General features: G+C 34.3%; 19 protein-coding genes and 1 riboswitch. Of the genes, 17 read left to right on the top strand and 2 right to left on the bottom strand.

Annotated features, from left to right (window positions below; all coding sequences use genetic code 11):
- Positions 1-58: 58 nt before the first annotated feature.
- A riboswitch (glycine riboswitch) is annotated at positions 59-148 on the bottom strand.
- A gap of 168 nt (positions 149-316) precedes the next feature.
- On the bottom strand, positions 317-811 hold the full coding sequence (gene tpx, locus ACFHWD_RS02625) for a thiol peroxidase (RefSeq protein WP_179977827.1): 495 nt from the start codon (positions 809-811) through the stop codon (positions 317-319).
- Between the two features lie 184 nt (positions 812-995).
- Between tpx and ymfI the strand changes: the two genes are divergently transcribed.
- From ymfI to ACFHWD_RS02605, 4 genes are all read left to right on the top strand, one after another.
- Positions 996-1,739 (top strand): elongation factor P 5-aminopentanone reductase, encoded by a 744-nt coding sequence (gene ymfI, locus ACFHWD_RS02620; protein WP_150356956.1) that lies wholly within the window; start codon positions 996-998, stop codon positions 1,737-1,739.
- Positions 1,740-1,867: 128 nt separating this feature from the next.
- Positions 1,868-2,704 (top strand): response regulator transcription factor, encoded by an 837-nt coding sequence (locus tag ACFHWD_RS02615; protein ID WP_150356957.1) that lies wholly within the window; start codon positions 1,868-1,870, stop codon positions 2,702-2,704.
- A gap of 71 nt (positions 2,705-2,775) precedes the next feature.
- Positions 2,776-3,150 carry an SdpI family protein gene (locus tag ACFHWD_RS02610; RefSeq protein ID WP_150356958.1) on the top strand — a complete coding sequence of 125 codons (375 nt, stop codon included), beginning with the start codon at positions 2,776-2,778 and terminating at the stop codon, positions 3,148-3,150.
- Between the two features lie 61 nt (positions 3,151-3,211).
- Positions 3,212-3,547 carry a hypothetical protein gene (locus ACFHWD_RS02605; RefSeq protein ID WP_378060114.1) on the top strand — a complete coding sequence of 112 codons (336 nt, stop codon included), beginning with the start codon at positions 3,212-3,214 and terminating at the stop codon, positions 3,545-3,547.
- A gap of 62 nt (positions 3,548-3,609) precedes the next feature.
- Here ACFHWD_RS02605 and ACFHWD_RS02600 read toward each other — a convergent pair whose 3' ends face one another.
- Positions 3,610-4,836, bottom strand: a complete 1,227-nt coding sequence (locus ACFHWD_RS02600) for an SH3 domain-containing protein (protein ID WP_150356960.1) — start codon at positions 4,834-4,836, stop codon at positions 3,610-3,612.
- A gap of 527 nt (positions 4,837-5,363) precedes the next feature.
- Here ACFHWD_RS02600 and aroF point away from each other — a divergent pair.
- From aroF to ACFHWD_RS02535, 13 genes are all read left to right on the top strand, one after another.
- Complete coding sequence (gene aroF, locus ACFHWD_RS02595; RefSeq protein ID WP_150356961.1) at positions 5,364-6,398, top strand: 3-deoxy-7-phosphoheptulonate synthase; 1,035 nt, start codon at positions 5,364-5,366, stop codon at positions 6,396-6,398.
- A 31-nt stretch (positions 6,399-6,429) separates the two neighbouring features.
- Positions 6,430-7,299, top strand: coding sequence for a prephenate dehydrogenase (locus ACFHWD_RS02590; protein WP_150356962.1), 870 nt, complete (start codon positions 6,430-6,432; stop codon positions 7,297-7,299).
- A 13-nt stretch (positions 7,300-7,312) separates the two neighbouring features.
- Positions 7,313-8,395, top strand: coding sequence for a 3-dehydroquinate synthase (gene aroB, locus ACFHWD_RS02585; RefSeq protein ID WP_378060111.1), 1,083 nt, complete (start codon positions 7,313-7,315; stop codon positions 8,393-8,395).
- A 14-nt stretch (positions 8,396-8,409) separates the two neighbouring features.
- Positions 8,410-9,696, top strand: a complete 1,287-nt coding sequence (gene aroA / locus ACFHWD_RS02580) for a 3-phosphoshikimate 1-carboxyvinyltransferase (protein ID WP_150356964.1) — start codon at positions 8,410-8,412, stop codon at positions 9,694-9,696.
- Positions 9,674-10,756: a chorismate synthase gene (gene aroC / locus ACFHWD_RS02575; protein WP_150356965.1), complete on the top strand. Its 1,083-nt coding sequence runs from the start codon at positions 9,674-9,676 to the stop codon at positions 10,754-10,756. The genes aroA and aroC overlap by 23 nt, the downstream gene beginning before the upstream one ends.
- A 15-nt stretch (positions 10,757-10,771) precedes the next feature.
- Positions 10,772-11,890, top strand: coding sequence for a bifunctional chorismate mutase/prephenate dehydratase (locus tag ACFHWD_RS02570; RefSeq protein WP_150356966.1), 1,119 nt, complete (start codon positions 10,772-10,774; stop codon positions 11,888-11,890).
- A gap of 75 nt (positions 11,891-11,965) precedes the next feature.
- The gene (aroE, locus tag ACFHWD_RS02565; RefSeq protein WP_378060108.1) at positions 11,966-12,778 is read left to right on the top strand and encodes a shikimate dehydrogenase; all 813 of its coding nucleotides are present in this window, start codon (positions 11,966-11,968) and stop codon (positions 12,776-12,778) included.
- A 3-nt stretch (positions 12,779-12,781) separates the two neighbouring features.
- Positions 12,782-13,291: a shikimate kinase gene (locus ACFHWD_RS02560; RefSeq protein ID WP_378060106.1), complete on the top strand. Its 510-nt coding sequence runs from the start codon at positions 12,782-12,784 to the stop codon at positions 13,289-13,291.
- A gap of 170 nt (positions 13,292-13,461) precedes the next feature.
- Positions 13,462-13,893, top strand: a complete 432-nt coding sequence (locus ACFHWD_RS02555; protein WP_150356969.1) for a hypothetical protein — start codon at positions 13,462-13,464, stop codon at positions 13,891-13,893.
- Positions 13,894-14,000: 107 nt separating this feature from the next.
- A complete protein-coding gene (locus ACFHWD_RS02550) occupies positions 14,001-14,654 on the top strand; it encodes a murein L,D-transpeptidase family protein (protein WP_150356970.1) in 654 nt (217 codons plus the stop codon).
- A gap of 90 nt (positions 14,655-14,744) precedes the next feature.
- Complete coding sequence (locus tag ACFHWD_RS02545; RefSeq protein WP_150356971.1) at positions 14,745-15,503, top strand: YncE family protein; 759 nt, start codon at positions 14,745-14,747, stop codon at positions 15,501-15,503.
- 210 nt (positions 15,504-15,713) lie between these two features.
- On the top strand, positions 15,714-15,986 hold the full coding sequence (locus ACFHWD_RS02540) for a metal-sensing transcriptional repressor (RefSeq protein ID WP_150356972.1): 273 nt from the start codon (positions 15,714-15,716) through the stop codon (positions 15,984-15,986).
- Between the two features lie 37 nt (positions 15,987-16,023).
- Positions 16,024-18,264 (top strand): heavy metal translocating P-type ATPase, encoded by a 2,241-nt coding sequence (locus ACFHWD_RS02535; protein ID WP_179977821.1) that lies wholly within the window; start codon positions 16,024-16,026, stop codon positions 18,262-18,264.
- Positions 18,265-18,342 lie beyond the last annotated feature (78 nt).

Genomic DNA, 18,342 nt, shown 5'->3' with positions numbered 1-18,342 from the left:
AATCTCTGGTAAACAAGGAATTAGAATAGTAAAATAGCTGAAATCTACTATTTTAAATAAAAAATCCCCCGTCCCTTTTACCTGAGAGTTTCACTGTAATCAGTTTTCCCCTTCGGTGCTCTTTGAGAGTCTCTCCAGAGGCTTGTCAGTTAACGGTCTATCAATGTATTCCACTAACTTCATCCAGCCTATTAAATTGTTAAAGTGATTATAACATGTTTCATAAATTAATTCAAATACAATATTTCAATTTTAAATCAAATTAAAAAAGAATTCTTGAGTTGTTAAAGCCCAAGGATCCTTTTATTTTAATGTACTATTTTGCTTTTTTAGCGGCATCGAGTATAGCATCAAAATTTGGCTGATTTGTAACCTCTGGAACATACTCCACATAAGTAATTTTATTTGAACTGTCGACTACAAAGGCAGCTCTGGCTAAAAGACCTAAATCATCCATATATGTTCCAAAATTTTTACCGAAGGTTCTATCTTTAAAATCAGATACCGTAATCACATTTTTTATTCCATTAGCTGCGCACCAGCGGCTCTGGGCAAAAGGCAGATCCATGGATACTGTATATACAGTTACACCAGGAATTTCTGATGTTTTTTCATTAAAAGTTCTGGTTTCTAGATCACAAACTGGAGTATCTAGGGAAGGCACTGTTAAAAATATTCTAACTCCCTTTGTATTCCCTAGAGAAATAGTATCCATTGCATTATTTATAAGTGTGAAATCTGGTACAGTATCACCGACTTTAAGGGCATTTCCAGAAACCTTCACAGTTTTTCCCTGAAATTTTAAATTCATTTATATCCCTCCAAATAAAATATATTAATTGAGAATAATTATTTATTATCATATTTATAATAGCATAAATGTGCAAAATATGCAAATTTATTATAATTTTTATTTCACATGTTGTATAGAATTAATGTATAATATCTTTTAGAGTATTACAGATTAATTTTGCTGTGGAGAGTGGGAATTTTATATGGAAAACTTAGGAGGAAAAGTTGCAGTAATTACTGGGGCATCTAGAGGTATAGGGAGAAGTATTGCTGTAAATATGGCAAAGTGCGGTGCCAGTGTGATAATAAATTTTAATCAAGACGAGGAAGGGGCTTATAAAACTCTTGAAATGGTGAAACATATAGGCTCTATTGGAGTTGTTTTGCAGGGAGATGTAAGCTTGTACAATAGTGCCGAAAAAATGATAAAAAGCACTATAGACAAAATGGGAAAAGTCGATATACTTGTAAATAATGCAGGGGTTTGCTACATAGGGCTTTTTATGGATATGCAGCAGAAACAGTGGAATTCTATAATAGATGTTAATTTTAAGGGTATGCTGAATTGTACCCACTGTGTACTAAAACATATGATTTCAAGAAAAAGGGGCTCTATAATAAATATCTCATCTATGTGGGGAAATGTAGGTGCCTCTTGCGAATCAATTTATTCTGCCACCAAGGGAGCCATAAATCTTTTTACTAAGTCACTTGGGAAAGAAATGGCACCGTCTAATATTAGAGTTAATGCTGTGGCGCCTGGAGTAATAGATACCGATATGAATGCCTGTTTAAAAGCTGATGATAGAGATATGTTGAGAGAAGAAATTCCAATGGGCAAATTTGGAAGCAGTGATGAAGTGGCAAAAGTAGTGTGCTTTTTAGCAGGAGAATCTTCATCCTATATAACTGGACAAATAATAACTGTGGATGGCGGAATGTCATAGTTAAGTAGGGCTTTTTTAAAGTAAATTTTAAATCAAACGATAAATATATATAATGCTAAAAATTTGATTTTGTAAGTAAAGTAAATACAATTTAGTAAAATATTATTAATGAAAATAGGATGATAATTATGTGTAAAGTTATAATATTGGATGATATGGCGTATATGAGATATAGAGTAAAAGACATTCTGGAAAAGACAGGAATCGAAGTATATGAATCGGGAACTTCCTTTGATTTCTTTAACAAACTTCATGATAAAAAAGAGGAAATAAATTTAATAATATTGGAAGTGGGCCTCAGTAATGAAGATGGTTTTGAAGTGCTTAGAAAAATAAAGGCCAGGAATTTAAGTATTCCAATAATGATACTTACAAAGATGAATACTAGAAGCGCATTTATAAAATGCATAAAAGAGGGAACGTCAGAATATATATTAAAGCCTTTTAACAATAAAGTGCTGCTTGAAAGGATAAATAAGCTTATAAAATCCAGTAAAAACAAAGATGAGCAGGGTGAAATAATATATTTAAATTTTCAGCAGTATATTACAAAGCAGATTATCAAAGCTAGGGCTGAAAATACCAAGCTCTCGATTATAATGGTCAGCTTGATAAAAAAATATTTTACGGCAGCGGATGAAAAAATAGATATAAAGGACAATTATCTTATATTGATGGACTCACTTTATGAAAAATTAAGACCTATTTTTAAAACACCGGATTTATTTGAAAAGTATGGATTTTCTACTCTTGTAGGTGTGCTCCCACGATGCCAAAAAGAAAAGGTTCTTTCTATTGTCAATAGAATAGATGGAATATATAACAGAATTAAATCTATAGATGAAAAATACAGCGAATATCACCTTGAGTACAGTTATGTTGTTTTTCCCGATGATGGAAAAGACAAGTCACAGCTTTTGGATAAGCTGACATCAAATATGAAAAATAAAATGGATGGAAAATAAACTGGCTTTTTAAAAAAAGATGTTTTATTATTAAAGGGGTTGGATATTAAGTTTTTAAGGGAGATGAGTATATGATATATTCATTGGTATTTGGTTTGGTAACCATGGCGTTTGGTATTATACCTAAAATAGTTAGACCTAAAAAGATCAATTCCTGGTATGGGTATCGAACTGAGATTTCCATGAAAAATCAGGACACGTGGAATGAGGGAAATAGATATTCTACTAATCAGTATATACTTGCAGGAATAATTCTTCTTATTTTAGGTAAAATAGGTTACTATTTTCTACAGGGGAAAGGCTATCTAGTTCCATTGATAGGCTTTATACCTGTTTTAATGGTTACAGTGTTTACTACTGAGAAACACCTGAAGAAAACCTTTGATGAAAACGGTAAGAGAATTGATAAATCCAGTAATTTAAAACAAAATAATATTGATGATTGATAAATAACATTGTGAATGAGATTGTAGAAAGTCAAATATTCAATTTAAAAGGGGGACAATCATGGAGGTTGTAGCTGTCTGGAAAGGTTGTCAGTATTTTAAGAATTGTAATAAAAAAATAGATGCATTTGTCATAAAGTGCACATTATATGAAACTAAATGCAAAATAGAACCTCTTCTTACGGGTATTCAAAAGCATGATTTGTTTATGAGCAATAAAACCAGATCCAGTGCTCATCCAGATTTTTATTTTTTGGTATCTGATGATATAAAATATATTGAACCACTTGAATGGTTTTGTGATGTTTTCAGTCTTTTGGGGCAAAATTCACCCTATAAAAAAATAAAAAATTTAAAAATAGAAAATTTAGAAGATATTAAAGATATTAATTATTGATTGAGGACAATCTGGAGGGAATCCAGATTGTCCTCAATCAATATAGCTAAAATATTTGATATTTAAACTCTTATATAATCCGAATGAACATATCCAATTATAGATCCTGCCTGTACTTTATACCAACGGCCATCAGTACTTAAAATTGTAACTTTACTTCCATAAGGAAGAATTGTGAGAACACGGCCTGTCCATGGACTGTTTCTTAAATTTAAGACTGAAGATCTATTATTTAAAATTACAGTGCCGGTCTTGGATTTAGAAGCTGCCGATGTAGACGAAGATTGGGAAAGACTTATATAGCTAGAGTAAACATAGCCTGTTCTACCATTTGCAGTTACTTTGTACCAGCTGCCGGAACTTCCCGAAATAGTAACCGAAGTTCCATTTGACAGGGAACCTATTATGGAACCCTGAGGTGCTGTTCTCAGATTCAAAGATGAAGAGCTATTTTGAAGTTTAACATAACCTGTTTTTGAACTGGAGGAAGAAGTTCCGCTAGAAGTTGAAGTACTGCCTCCCCCTGAATTTATGTAGGTAGAAGCTACATATCCATAGGATGAATTTAACTTGATCTTATACCAGCTTCCCACAGAGCCAACTATTTCAACGGACTGTCCCTTTCTTAAGCTTCCAAGTATTCCAAAGGACGTGCCTGCCCCATTTCTTACATTTAAAGATGAATTACTGTCTGAAATATTTACAATTCCGGTCTTATAAGTATTGGTACCTCCGGAAGAGCTGCTGCTTGAAGATGAAGTTGGAACTGATTGCCTTCCGTTCCCCACATATATGTATCCTTTTAGATATAAGTTGCCCCTGTTTTTTATGGCTTCTTTTGAGAGAGTTTTTACATTCCCGTCATAATTGCCCCTTATGCTAAAATTGCCTTCGTTAAAATATACGGTATTACCCTCCACTTTTTCTACAAAGCCAACATGTCCGTATCCAACGGGACCACCACCCCATACTATTATGGAATTTGCCTTTGGTTCAGAACCATAAGGATACACATTATCCCTTGCATTGGCATACCACCAATCAACCGCATTTCCGTAAAATTCCGAAGGAAGTGCAATCCCTAATTTTTCAAGAACCCTTCCATATGTAAACCAGGTGCATTGCCCGCTGTAGCCGCATTTGGCAAATATATTTCCAACTGCAGTATAGGCGCTGCTTTGAATATTTGGTAAAATACCAGCAGCATGTACGGTATTTATTATATTTTTGTTGTTAATAAGAGATGCAGAAATAAAAAAAGCAAAGACTAATTTCTTGTACTTATTCATGCTGTGTCCTCCTGAAAATATAATTCAATCTAAAACTTACAAAATCATTATAATTATCGTAATTAGCTAGAAATAATTTAGTTAATTGTACTATATTTTTTGGAATAATTCCATGAAATTACATAAGCTTTATGTATATTGACAAGAATAATTTCCAGATAAATAGTAAAATTTCGTGTTGACATAAAAAAAGAACCTGTTATAATTAAAAACAAATAGATTTCGTAGTTTACATTATACTAGGGAGGTAAAAACAAAGTGAAAAATATCATTGGGAGGAAAATGAAAGCAGTAAATAGAAATTACTATTACTTTACTTTTAGCTGGGGCTATTTTTATTTTAGCGCTGGTTATTTTTGCTTTCAAAAATATTTAAGATTCCTTCTAATGAGTAGATATAGTTATGTGTGTTGATTCAAATCTTCTTGCATACTGGGTGAAAATGTAATTGGTTAACTTTAGACAAGGCTCATTAAGAGGCCTTGTCTTTTTATTTTATTTAAATTTATTTACGGGAGGAATTTATAATGATAGTGATTATGAAGCCAAAGTCGCCATTGAAAGAGATAATGATGTTAAAACAAAAAATTGAGATGGATAATGATGTATCGGTAAATGTAATACAGGGAAAGGAGTATTGTGTGCTGGGTCTTATTGGAGATACTACGACAGTTGATGCAGGCAAAATTAGAGCTAATGAATTTGTGGAAAATGTAAAAAAGGTACAGCAGCCCTACAAACTTTCTAATAGATTATTTCATCCAGATAATACCGTGGTAAAAATAAAAGATGGGTCTATTGGCGGAGATGAGCTAGCTGTTATAGCAGGTCCATGTTCTGTAGAAAGTGAAGAACAGATTGTAAGTATTGCAAAAGATGTAAAAAAGAGCGGAGCTAAATTTTTAAGAGGAGGTGCTTTTAAGCCCAGGACTTCACCTTACAGCTTTCAGGGACTCAGAGTCAGAGGACTGGAGCTTTTGAAAATAGCCAGGGAGGAGACAGGACTTCCCATAGTTACGGAGATCATGTCCACTGACATGATAGATAGATTTGTTGAAGATGTGGATATAATACAGGTTGGAGCGAGAAATATGCAGAATTTTGAGCTCTTAAAACAGCTTGGGAAGACTAAGAAACCCATTCTTTTGAAAAGAGGAATTTCAGCTACTATTGAAGAATTGCTCATGTCTGCTGAGTATATAATGTCCGGTGGAAATGAAAATGTAATACTCTGTGAAAGAGGAATAAGAACTTTTGAGACTTACACAAGAAATACATTGGATTTAAGTGCTGTACCAGTTATAAAAAAATTAAGTCATCTTCCAGTAATAGTAGATCCTAGTCATGCAGCAGGAATTTGGTGGATGGTTGAACCATTGGCTAAAGCGGCAGTGGCTGTAGGGGCAGATGGGCTTATGATAGAAGTTCATAATGATCCTGTCAATGCAAAATGTGATGGACAGCAGTCCATAAAGCCAAAAGTGTTCCAAAAGCTTATGAAAGATATAGATAAGATGATAAATGCGGGAATGAGCAGGGAGTACGATGTTGTGAACATATAATACTATGATATTTAAGGAGGTGAAGTTACACGTGGAAGATTGTGACTTTAAAGTGAATATAGCTGTTGTTGGAATGGGACTTATTGGGGGGTCCTATGCTATGGCACTTAGAGTTCTAAATCCAAAGAGTATAATTGGAATAGATAAAGACAAAAAAGCTTTAGATAATGCTCTGCACAGGGGTATTATAGATAGGGGATATGAAAGCGGTGGAAGGTTCTTGAAGGAAGTTGATCTGGCTATAATAGCTCTTTATCCTAGGGATACAGTGGAGTTTGTAAAAAATAATCTAAGTAATTTTAAAATGGAAGTGCTTATAACAGATACTTCAAGTGTAAAGAAGGACGTGGTAAACAATATAAATGCATTTTTGCCTGATGGAATGGAATTTGTTTCAGGACATCCTATGACAGGCAGAGAGTGCAGAGGAATAGAGTTTGCCTCAGCGGATATTTTTACAAAAGCCAACTATATAATAACACCAAGCAGTAAGAATACTTCCAGGGGACTTAAAGTAATAGACACCATGGCCAGAAAAATGGGCTGCAGCAATGTGACTTATGTTAGTCCGGAAGAGCATGATGATGCAATCGCTTTTACCAGTCAGCTTCCACATGTTGTAGCTGTTTCTCTTATGAATTCCCATGAGGAAGGCTTTATAGACCATATGGCGCTGTTTACGGGGGGAAGTTTTAGGGACGCCACCAGGGTGGCACAGATCAACTCAGGGCTGTGGAGTCAATTGTTTATAATGAATTCTAATAAATTGGTAGATGAAATAGAAAGATTTCAAAGGAGTATAGATAGATTAAAAACAGCTATAATATACAGGGATATGAAGAGCATAGATCATATTTTTCAAAATGCAATTCGCAGGAGAAAAGCTCTAGTTAAGAGGTAAGGATAGTGATTTTATGAATATTATTAGTATAAATCTTAAAGAAAAATGTTATAAAATCTATATAGAGAGAGGAAGTTTAAAATGTATAGGAGAAAAATTGAAATCTGTATACAAAAGTAGAAATATAGTTGCAATTACTGATTGCAATGTGGGAAAATTATATTTGAACACACTTAGAGAATCACTTTTGAGTGCTGGATTTAAAGTGAATTCAATATCCATACCGCCGGGAGAAAAAAGTAAAACTCTGGATGTACTGAAAGGGGTATATGAGAATTTATGCAAGTTCAATACTAGAAGAAGTGATATTATAATTTCTCTTGGAGGTGGAGTAGTAGGAGATCTGGCGGGCTTTGCTGCAGCTACTTATTTAAGGGGAATAAGATACATTCAGGTGCCGACTTCGATTTTGGCACAGGTTGACAGCAGTATAGGAGGAAAAGTAGCAGTGGATTTACCCTGGGGAAAAAATCTGGTAGGAAGTTTTTATCATCCAGATGCTGTATTTATAGATCCTGAAGTGCTTGTATCTTTAAATGATAGATTTTTTAGTGATGGAATGTCTGAAGTTATAAAATATGGATTTATACGTGATAAAAGTATTTTAGAAACTTTAGCTTCCCTTCCCAGTAAAAACGATGTTTTAGATAATATTGAAGATATAATATGTAAATGCTGTAATATAAAAAAACAACTGGTGGAGATGGATGAAAGGGATTTAGGAGATAGGATGATGTTGAATTTTGGGCATACTCTGGGGCATGCTGTAGAGAAGTATTATAATTATGTAAAATACAGCCATGGAGAAGCTGTAGCCATTGGTATGGCTGCTATAACTAGAAGAACTGAAGAAATGGGCATTACTAAAAGCGGGACTTATGATTATATGAAATACATATTGGAGAAATATGTGCTTCCCACTTGTATACCGGATTTAAACAGGGAGGCTGCTGTAGATTCTATAGCGCTGGACAAAAAATCATCAAGTAATGGTACTTTAAATCTTATAGTTTTAGAAGAAGTGGGAAAAGCAAGAATAATGAAAGTAAAGATACCTCAAGTGCAGGAGTTTTTATTTTTAGATGAAACAAAATGAGAGGAGAATGTATTTTGAGGTATTTATACATAAAACCATCTGAATTAAAGGGAAAAGTGATTGTTCCCACTTCTAAAAGCATATGTCACAGAGCAATAATATGCGCTTCACTATGTGATGGTATTAGCAATATAGGAAATGTGGATTTTTCCAGGGATATAGAAGCTACCTGTGATGCCATGGAGAATTTGGGTGCAGAAATACAAAGGGGAAAAAATAATTTGATTGTAAAAGGAAATTCCAGGATCCATGTAAAAAATACCAGTATAAATTGTTTACAGTCAGGTTCTACCATAAGATTTTTAATACCTATAGCTGCTACAATTGATGAAGAAATTATTTTTACAGGTGAGGGAAAATTGGTGAAGAGGCCTCTTGATATTTATTATGATATATTTGACAGCCAAAAAATATATTATAAAAATTTTAAGGGAAAGCTGCCCCTGATTTTAAAGGGGAAATTGAAATCGGGGGAATACAGGGTTAGAGGAGATGTGAGTTCTCAATTTATAACAGGGCTTTTGTTTGCCCTTCCAAGGTTAAATGGAGATTCTACAATATATGTAACCACTCCGTTGGAATCCAAACCCTATGTGGATATTACACTGGATTTACTAAAAAAATTTGGAATAAATGTGGATGAAGATGGACATGGAAAATATACAGTTAGGGGAGGGCAGAAATATAAGAGCAGAGACTACTATGAGGTGGAAGGAGATTTTTCACAGTCCGCCTTTTGGCTTATCATGGGAGCCCTTGGCAAAGGTATTACTTGCTGCGGATTAAAAAAAGACTCTCTTCAGGGAGACAAGATCGTAGTAGATATACTCAGAAAAATGGGTGTGAAAATTGAATGGGAGAAAGGCGGCTTAGTTGTCAGTCCCGCCCGTAAAATTTACAGCAGCACTATTGATGCTTCACAATGTCCTGATCTTGTACCTGCACTTGCAGTTTTGGCCTCTGTGAGCTGTGGTACTACTGAAATTAAAAATGCAGGAAGGCTCAGAGTTAAGGAGTCAGACAGACTTAAGGCCATATCAACGGAGTTGAATAAAATAGGAGGGAATGTAGTAGAAAAAGAAGATGGACTCATTATAGCAGGGAGGGAAAAACTCACAGGCGGCGAGGTGAACAGCTGGGATGATCATAGGATAGCCATGGCTCTGGCATCGGTGTCTTCAAAATGTCAGAACCCTATGATAATAAAAGGAGCCGAATGTGTGAAAAAGTCCTATCCAAATTTTTGGAAAGATTTTAAGAACTTAGGAGGAAATATAAATGAGCGGAATATGGGGAAATAAAATAAAATTATCCATCTTTGGCGAGTCCCATGGAAAATCTGTAGGCATTACTATAGACGGATTGAAGCCTGGTATAAAAATTGATCTGGAATATATAAGAGGACAGATGAAAAGAAGGGCACCGGGATTTACAGAATTTTCTACAGCCAGGAGAGAGGAGGATAATTTTCAGATTTTAAGTGGGTATTTTAAAGGTAAGACAACGGGCACACCTCTTTGTGCAATTATACTGAACAATGACACTCACTCAGAACACTACGAAAAAACTTCGGATATATTGAGACCGGGGCATGCAGATTTTACTGGAAAAGTTAAATATAATGGCTTTAATGATTACAGAGGAGGAGGCCATTTTTCGGGGAGGCTCACAGCACCGCTGGTTTTTGCTGGTGCATTATGCAGAAATATATTAGAGGAAAGAGGAATAATAATAGGAAGCCGTATAGAGAGCATAGGCACAATTAAAGATAAGAAAAGCTTTGACGTTGTTTCTACCGATGAGAATATGCTCAGGGAGCTTTCAAAAGACAAATTTCCTGTACTAGATGAAGATTACTGCAAAAAAATGAAGGACAGTATATTAAAAACCAAGTCAGAAGGGGATTCCCTTGGAGGAATTGTAGAGACGATAGTTTTAAATTTACCAGCAGGTATAGGTGATCCATTTTTTGATTCGGTGGAAAGTACTCTTTCCCATCTTTTATTTTCTATTCCTGCAGTTAAGGGAGTGGAATTTGGAATGGGATTTAATATGACCACTATGAAAGGCTCAGAGGCCAATGACGAATACTATATGTCAGAAGATCATAAAATAAAAACTTACACGAATAATAACGGAGGAATTCTAGGAGGAATCACGGATGGCATGCCTCTTGTATTTAGGGCAGCTGTAAAACCAACTCCCTCTATAGCAAAACCTCAAAGGACTGTGAATATTAGAAATGAAAAGAAGGAGATTTTGAAAATAGAGGGAAGACATGATCCCTGTATTGTACCCAGGGCTGTGCCGGTAATAGAGGCGGTTACAGCTATTGGAATATTGAATTTAATGGATGAGTGAAGTGGGGGTGATATTTTGGAAAGTTTGGATGAATTAAGGAATAAAATAAATAAATTAGATGGAGAAATGGTTAGAATTTTTATTGAGAGAATGAATGTGGTTTCTAAAGTAGCTGAGTACAAGAAAGAAAATCATATGAATGTACTGGATGAAAATAGGGAAGAGAATATCATAAAAACACAATTAGAGAATTTTAAACAAAGCTCCATGAAAAACGAAATAGAAACTTTTTTGAGAGACATTATGAGTATAAGTAGAGACCTTCAAGAGAAAAAGATAAAGGAAGATAATAAACCGGAAATAATGGGGTATAACCATTCCTGTAAAGTCGGATTTCAGGGTATACTGGCGTCTTTTAGTTATGAAGCTCTAATTGACTATTTTGGGGATAAGGTTAAAACCCTAGGCTTTGATAACTTTGAAGATGTGTTTAATTCACTGGAAAATGGGAATGTAGATTATGGAATCCTTCCAATTGAAAATTCTTCTACTGGAGGAATTTCTCAAGTCTATGATCTGCTTGAAAAATATGATCTTTATATAGTGGGAGAGAAGTGTATTAAAGTAAACCATAACCTTCTAGGTGTTCCGGGAGCTTCAATAGAAGACATAGAGGAAGTATATTCACATAGTCAGGCATTTATGCAGAGCAGTAAATTTTTAAAAAAACACAAACATTGGAAGCTTATACCTTATTTTAATACAGCTAAAAGTGCTGAATACATAAAGAAAGAGAATGACAAGAGTAAAGCTTCCATAGCCAGCAGGAAAGCTGCGGAATTTTATGGATTGGATGTATTGAAGGAAAATATAAATTACAACAGCTATAATTATACAAGATTCATAGTAATAAGCAGGAATATGGTATATGATAGAAAATGCGATAAAATCACTATTCTCATTACTCTACCCCATAAAGTTGGAAGTTTATACAATGTACTCAAGTTCTTCTGGGAAAATAACTTAAATATGACTAAAATAGAGTCAAGACCTATGGTAAACAGACCGTGGCAGTATTTTTTTTGTATTGATTTTTATGGAAATATAATGGAGATGGGGACTAAAAGTGCACTGGAGGGAATAAAAAAAGAGAGCTCCTATTTTAAATTACTGGGAAATTATAGGGAAGGATAAGACAATTGACAGTTGACAAATTACAATTGTCAATTGTGCATTGTAAATTGTCAATTGCACTGGAGGTGAGTTTAATTGAGTGATTTTTATGGGCTTATAGGAAAAACATTAGTGCATAGTTTTTCTCCTGTTATACATCATCTTATTTTGGATGTTATGGGGAAGAGTGGAGAATATAATCTCTTTGAAATAGAGGGAAAAGATCTAGGCAAATCGCTGGAGAGCTTAAAAATTTTGGGGTGCAGAGGTATAAATGTGACCATACCCTATAAAGTTGAAATTATGAAGTATTTGAATGAAATATCCAAAGAGGCAAAGGACATAGGGGCCGTGAATACCATAGAGTTTATCGATGATGAATTGATAGGTCATAACACTGATTATTATGGTTTTGGATTGACCTTAAAAAGATATGATATAGAGCTATTTAATAAAACCGTAATACTGTTGGGTACAGGAGGAGTTTCCAAAGCTGTAGCCAGATATATTTTAGACAATGGGGCCAGGGATATGGTATATGTAAGTAGAGATCCGCATAAATTTCATGAATACGGATTTAAAGTTATAAGCTATGATGGACTGCGTAAAATAAAAAAAGGTGATATTATAATAAATTGTACACCCTGTGGAATGTACCCGGATATAAATGATTGTCCTGTAGATAGAGAAATTTTAAGTAAATTTAACACAGCAGTGGATTTGATATACAATCCTCAAAGTACTTTATTTCTGAAGTTGTCAGATGAGTTAGGACTTAACACCGTGAATGGATTGTATATGTTGGTGGCCCAGGCTGCAGCATCTCAGCGAATTTGGCAGGGAAGAGAAATACCTTTGAAAATTATAGATAAAATATATGATGATTTGAGACAAGGGAAAAAGATTTGATTTATGAAGAGAATATATAAAAATGTAGTTCTCATAGGTATGCCTGGATCCGGGAAAACTACCATAGGCAGAATGTTATCCAAGGAATTAAATAAGGGTTTTATAGATATAGATGATTATATAGAAAAACAGCAGGGACGTACTATTTCAGAAATTTTTGAAGGTGGAGAGAAGTTTTTCAGGAATTTAGAATTAAAGGCAGTAAGTCAAGTGAGTCAAAAAGAAAAAATTGTGATATCCACAGGCGGAGGAGTAATAAAAAATGAGGAAAATATATTAAATCTTAGGAAAAAAGGATTGATAATTTTTATAGATAGACCGCTTGAAAAAATAATCTGTGATTTGGATATAGATAACAGGCCCCTTTTAAAAAATAATACAGGGGAAATTGAGAAAATTTTTAAAGACAGATATCATATTTATATGAATTGCTGTGACTTTTCTGTTAAAAATGTAGATACTGTTGAAAGTGTATTGAAGAGTATAATTAAAGTTTATACCGGGAATCTGTAACTTTGTATGATAATAAACTGACGGTAAATTTATTTTGCTGTCAGTTTATTATCATATTTTTCATCATAATGGTAGTATTATATGTTATATAATACTATTGGAACTATTATATATCATATACAGAAAAATCGAATTTTAAGGGGTTAGATTCTAAATTGGGGAGGATATTTATGGAAAAATTAAAGGCCATTTTAACCGAAATTGCAGTTGCGGTTATAATATTACTAGTTATATGTATGGCATCACTGGTGGATATAAAATCGAGAGAATCCCCCCAGACCTCACGGATGCTGGAAGATATGAACATTACCCTTCAGCAGTATAAAAAATCAATAGATAATTTAGGAAACATCGTGCAAAAAGAGAACATAGAGCTGCAGAAGCTAAAAAACGATATGAATTCTGCTGGATTAAAAAATACTTATAAATGGAATGAAACAGTAGTGGCGTATAATAGTAAATTTACAGAATATAATTCACACGTAAGTGAATACAACAAAAAAATGGACGATTATAATAAAAGATACCAGGAGTATGAAAGCATAAAAAAGAAAAATGAAAATATAATAGAATGGATTAAAGCTGTAATTGGAGTAAATTAGAATCATTTATCAAGGTGCGTAGCAGTACTTTAGGAAGCTGGGGGTATTAGCCAATGGCAGCATTCTTATAGGATGAGATATGGAAATGAGTAAAAGGTGGGATAAAGATGAAGAGTAAAGGTAAAAATTTTCCAATTTTATTTCTGATTTTTGGACTGATTTTAGTAGGAATTATCTCTACAGTGTCCATAAAAAATTATGTTAGAATGAATTCCGGTAAAAAAGTTATCCATCAGGGTATTTTATTTAAAGAGAATGAAGGTGAAAAAATATTTTTTAAAAAACCTTCTGCATCTCCAAATAAAACTTCCATAAAAATATATAAGAGTAAAAGGGTAATGGAACTTTATGGAGATGGAAATTTAATAGGAAGATTTAAAATTGGGCTTGGAAGAGTTCCCCAGGGTAAAAAAGAAGCAGAAGGAGATAAAAAGACTCCGGAAGGAGATTATTATATATGCTATATAAATTCTCAGACAAAGTATACATATTTTTTAGGAATAAGTTATCCCAACGTAGAAGATGCACAAAATGCATTGGATAAAAATATTATCAATAGAACTCAATATGAAAGAATAAAATATGCCATTAAAAATAAAAAACAGCCGCCGTGGAATACTCCCCTTGGAGGTGCCATAGGGATACATGGAGGTGGTTCTAAATATAATTGGACTTATGGGTGTGTGGCTTTATCCAATGAAGATATGAACATATTAAAGAAGTATGCACATCTTGAAACATCTGTGAAAATATATAAGTAAAAAAAATTTTAACTCGTTACCATCAAGAGGAATATATATGTTAAAAAAAGCACAAAATAAGATAGAAAACGAGGTAAGGGGTGTTTTGATATGTCCAAATGCAAGAGAAATAATGTTATATTAGCTTTAAGTTTATTGATAGTATTTTTAATTGGTGCATTTACAACTATGGGATATAGGGCAAAATCCCTGGCAAAAGAAACGCGGGATCCAAGGAATTATTATTTTGTAATTACTGGAGAAAAAACTATATGTAAAATTGATTCCGTTACAAATCAGATTGTGAGCAGAATCAATGTGGAAGGAAGACCTGAAGATATAAGGGTATCTCCAGATGGAAAAACTTTAGCAGTAGTAGTATTGAATATTAAAGATGAAGACGATAACGGATTTATCCTATTTTACAATGTTCAAAACGACAAGCTTGTAAAGAAGCTGCAAATTGGGAGGCATCCTTCACGAATTGCTTTTGTTCCTAATAGGAATTACATAATGGTAACTAATACTAAAGACAATGACATATCCTTGATTGATTCTGAAAATTATATTGTGCTTCAACCCATATCCACTGGAAGGAGACCAAAAGCTCTCTGTCTATCTGCTGATGGCAAATGCTGTTATGTGGCGAATACTGGAGAGGATACTATAACTGTAGTGGACATGGAAAATTTTAAAAAAGTAAAAAAGTTAAGAGTGGGGAGGTATCCTACGGATATATCCTTGAATAAGGACAGTGGTAATATCATGGTCACTCTAAGCAAGGAAAAAGCTGTGGCGCTGGTAAATCCACGCAGGTCAGGTATTCAAAAGGTGAATTTAACGGATATACCTAAGAATATCTGCAGATAAAATTCAAAACGCAGATATGTGTAATGTCTGTGAATTTACTATAGTATTGATAAATATGTTAAAAAGGTATATACAAAATGAAAATTTGAGTTATAATGTAGATATAGAATGATTATTAATCGATAATAAAATTTAAACAAGAAGTTGATATTGTTTAAATTTTATATTTTTTATAAAATACCACCCCACAGGGGTGGGGAGGAGGTAGAGATGAATGAAGAAAAAAAGAGGGCTTTTCAGGCATTAAAAACTTCAAAGGGTCAAATTGAAGGAATAATGAAAATGATAGAAGATGGAAGATACTGTATTGATATATCCAATCAAATTGTAGCAGCTCAGGCTCTATTGAAAAAAGCAAATTTGTTAATACTAAAGCAGCATTTAAATCATTGTGTGAAGGATGCCTTTCTTCATAATTCTGGAGAAGAAAAGGTGGATGAAATAATGAATTTATTAGGTAAGTTGCTAGACAAGAATGGATAAAAATATAAATGTGAATTTGTTTTAGGGAGGTTTTAGAATGAAAAGTAAAATTTTTCAAATAGAGGGAATGAGTTGCGCAGCCTGCGCTAGAACAATAGAAAAGGTGAGCAAGAAAGTAGAAGGAGTGGAGGAGGCCAGTGTAAATTTTGCTACTGAAAAACTAGCTGTAACTTTTGATCCTTCTAAAATGAAAATTGACAGCTTGAAAAAAGATATCGAGAAGGCAGGATATAAAATTTTAGAAGAGGAAAGTGCTGCTGACAAAGAAAAAAAGAAAAAAGAAGAAATTGGAGAATTGAAAAGAAGGTTTATAATATCTGCTGTATTCACAATTCCACTTCTTGTTGTAGCTATGGGTCCCATGATAGCCGAAAGTTTAAATGTAATGCCTCCTGCAGCAGTGGATCCTATGGTTCATCCCAGGGCATTTGCGGTAATTCAGCTTTTATTAGTTCTTCCGGTGATAATAGTTGGGAAAAAGTATTTTACTATAGGATTTAAGTCATTGTTTAGAAGAAGCCCAAATATGGATTCGCTTATAGCTATAGGGACATCGGCAGCATTTTTGTACAGCGTGTTTTCCGTATTTAAAATATTACAGGACAACAGTTATTACCATATGTATTTTGAATCTGCAGGGGTTATACTTACTCTTATAACTTTGGGAAAATATTTTGAAAATCTGGCTAAAGGAAAGACTTCTGAAGCAATAAAGAAATTAATGGATTTAGCTCCTAAAACTGCAAATATAATGAGAGATGGAGAAGAAATAAAGATTCCAATTGATGAAGTGGAAGTTTCTGATGTGCTTGTAGTAAGGCCTGGAGAAAAAATCCCTGTGGATGGTGAAGTTATTGAAGGAATGACTTCTGTAGACGAATCGATGCTTACAGGGGAGAGTATACCGGTGGAGAAAACTCCGGGAAGTAAAATTATAGGTGCAAGTATAAATAAAAATGGTTCTATAAAGTATAGAGCTACTAGAGTGGGGAAGGACACTGTACTCTCTCAGATAATAAAACTGGTTGAAGAGGCTCAGGGATCTAAGGCACCTATTGCAAAACTGGCTGATATAATAGCTGGTTATTTTGTGCCTGTAGTGCTTGTATTGGGTATATTGGCATCTATAGGCTGGTATGTATCTGGGCAATCTGGTGTATTTGCAGTAACCATATTTATATCTGTACTTGTAATAGCTTGTCCTTGTGCACTGGGATTGGCTACACCAACGGCTATAATGGTGGGAACTGGCAAGGGGGCAGAGTATGGGGTACTTATAAAAAGTGGTGGAGCTTTAGAAATTGCCCATAAAATACAAACTGTAGTATTTGATAAGACCGGCACTATAACTGAAGGGAAACCAAAAATTACAGATATAGTTCCATTAGACACAGTGAAAGAGGATTATTTACTTCAAGTTGCAGCTTCTGCTGAAAAAGCATCGGAGCACCCGCTGGGAGAAGCTATAGTTAAAGAAGCTAAGAATAGGAGCATTTTATTGAGAAAGGTAAATTCTTTTGTTGCTATACCCGGCCGCGGCATTGAAGTTTCCGTGGGAAATGATGATGTGCTTTTAGGCAATGGAAAACTTATTCTAGACAAAAAAGTTTCTCTGGAGAATATGGAGATGGTGTGGAAAAAACTTTCTAGTGAAGGCAAAACGCCTATGTATGTAGCATTAAATAATAAATTAATAGGAATAATAGCTGTAGCGGACACGGTTAAAGAAAACAGCAGAAAGGCTGTAGAAAAGCTCCATTCCCTTGGTATAGAAGTGGCTATGATAACTGGAGACAATAAAAATACAGCTCAGGCCATAGCGGAGCAAGTTGGAATAGACAGAGTGCTTGCAGAGGTTCTTCCAGAGGATAAGGCCAATGAGGTAAAAAAGCTGCAGAATGAGAATAAGAAAGTAGCTATGGTTGGTGATGGAATAAATGATGCCCCAGCTCTGGCACAGGCGGATGTAGGCATAGCAATAGGCTCTGGCACAGATGTGGCTATGGAATCAGCGGATATTGTCCTTATGAAAAGTGACTTGATGGACGTGGTTACGGCCATAGATCTGAGCAAAAAGACCATAAAGAATATAAAAGAAAATTTATTTTGGGCTTTTGGATACAACTCATTAGGTATACCTGTGGCCATGGGAATACTTTTTATATTTGGAGGACCACTTTTGAATCCTATGATAGCAGCACTAGCTATGAGTTTTAGCTCGGTTTCAGTGCTTTTAAATGCACTTAGGCTTAAGAGATTTAAACCAGTGTACAATTGAGAAATTTAATCGGCAATTTAAGTTGGAAGTTTGAGTTAAAGCTGACAATTTAAAATAAATATAAAAATGTAAAGAGGT

It is taken from the genome of Clostridium sp. MT-14 (assembly GCF_042436595.1).
Lineage (GTDB): Bacteria > Bacillota > Clostridia > Clostridiales > Clostridiaceae > Clostridium_B > Clostridium_B aromativorans.
This window is presented reverse-complemented; position numbering and strand designations above follow the sequence as displayed.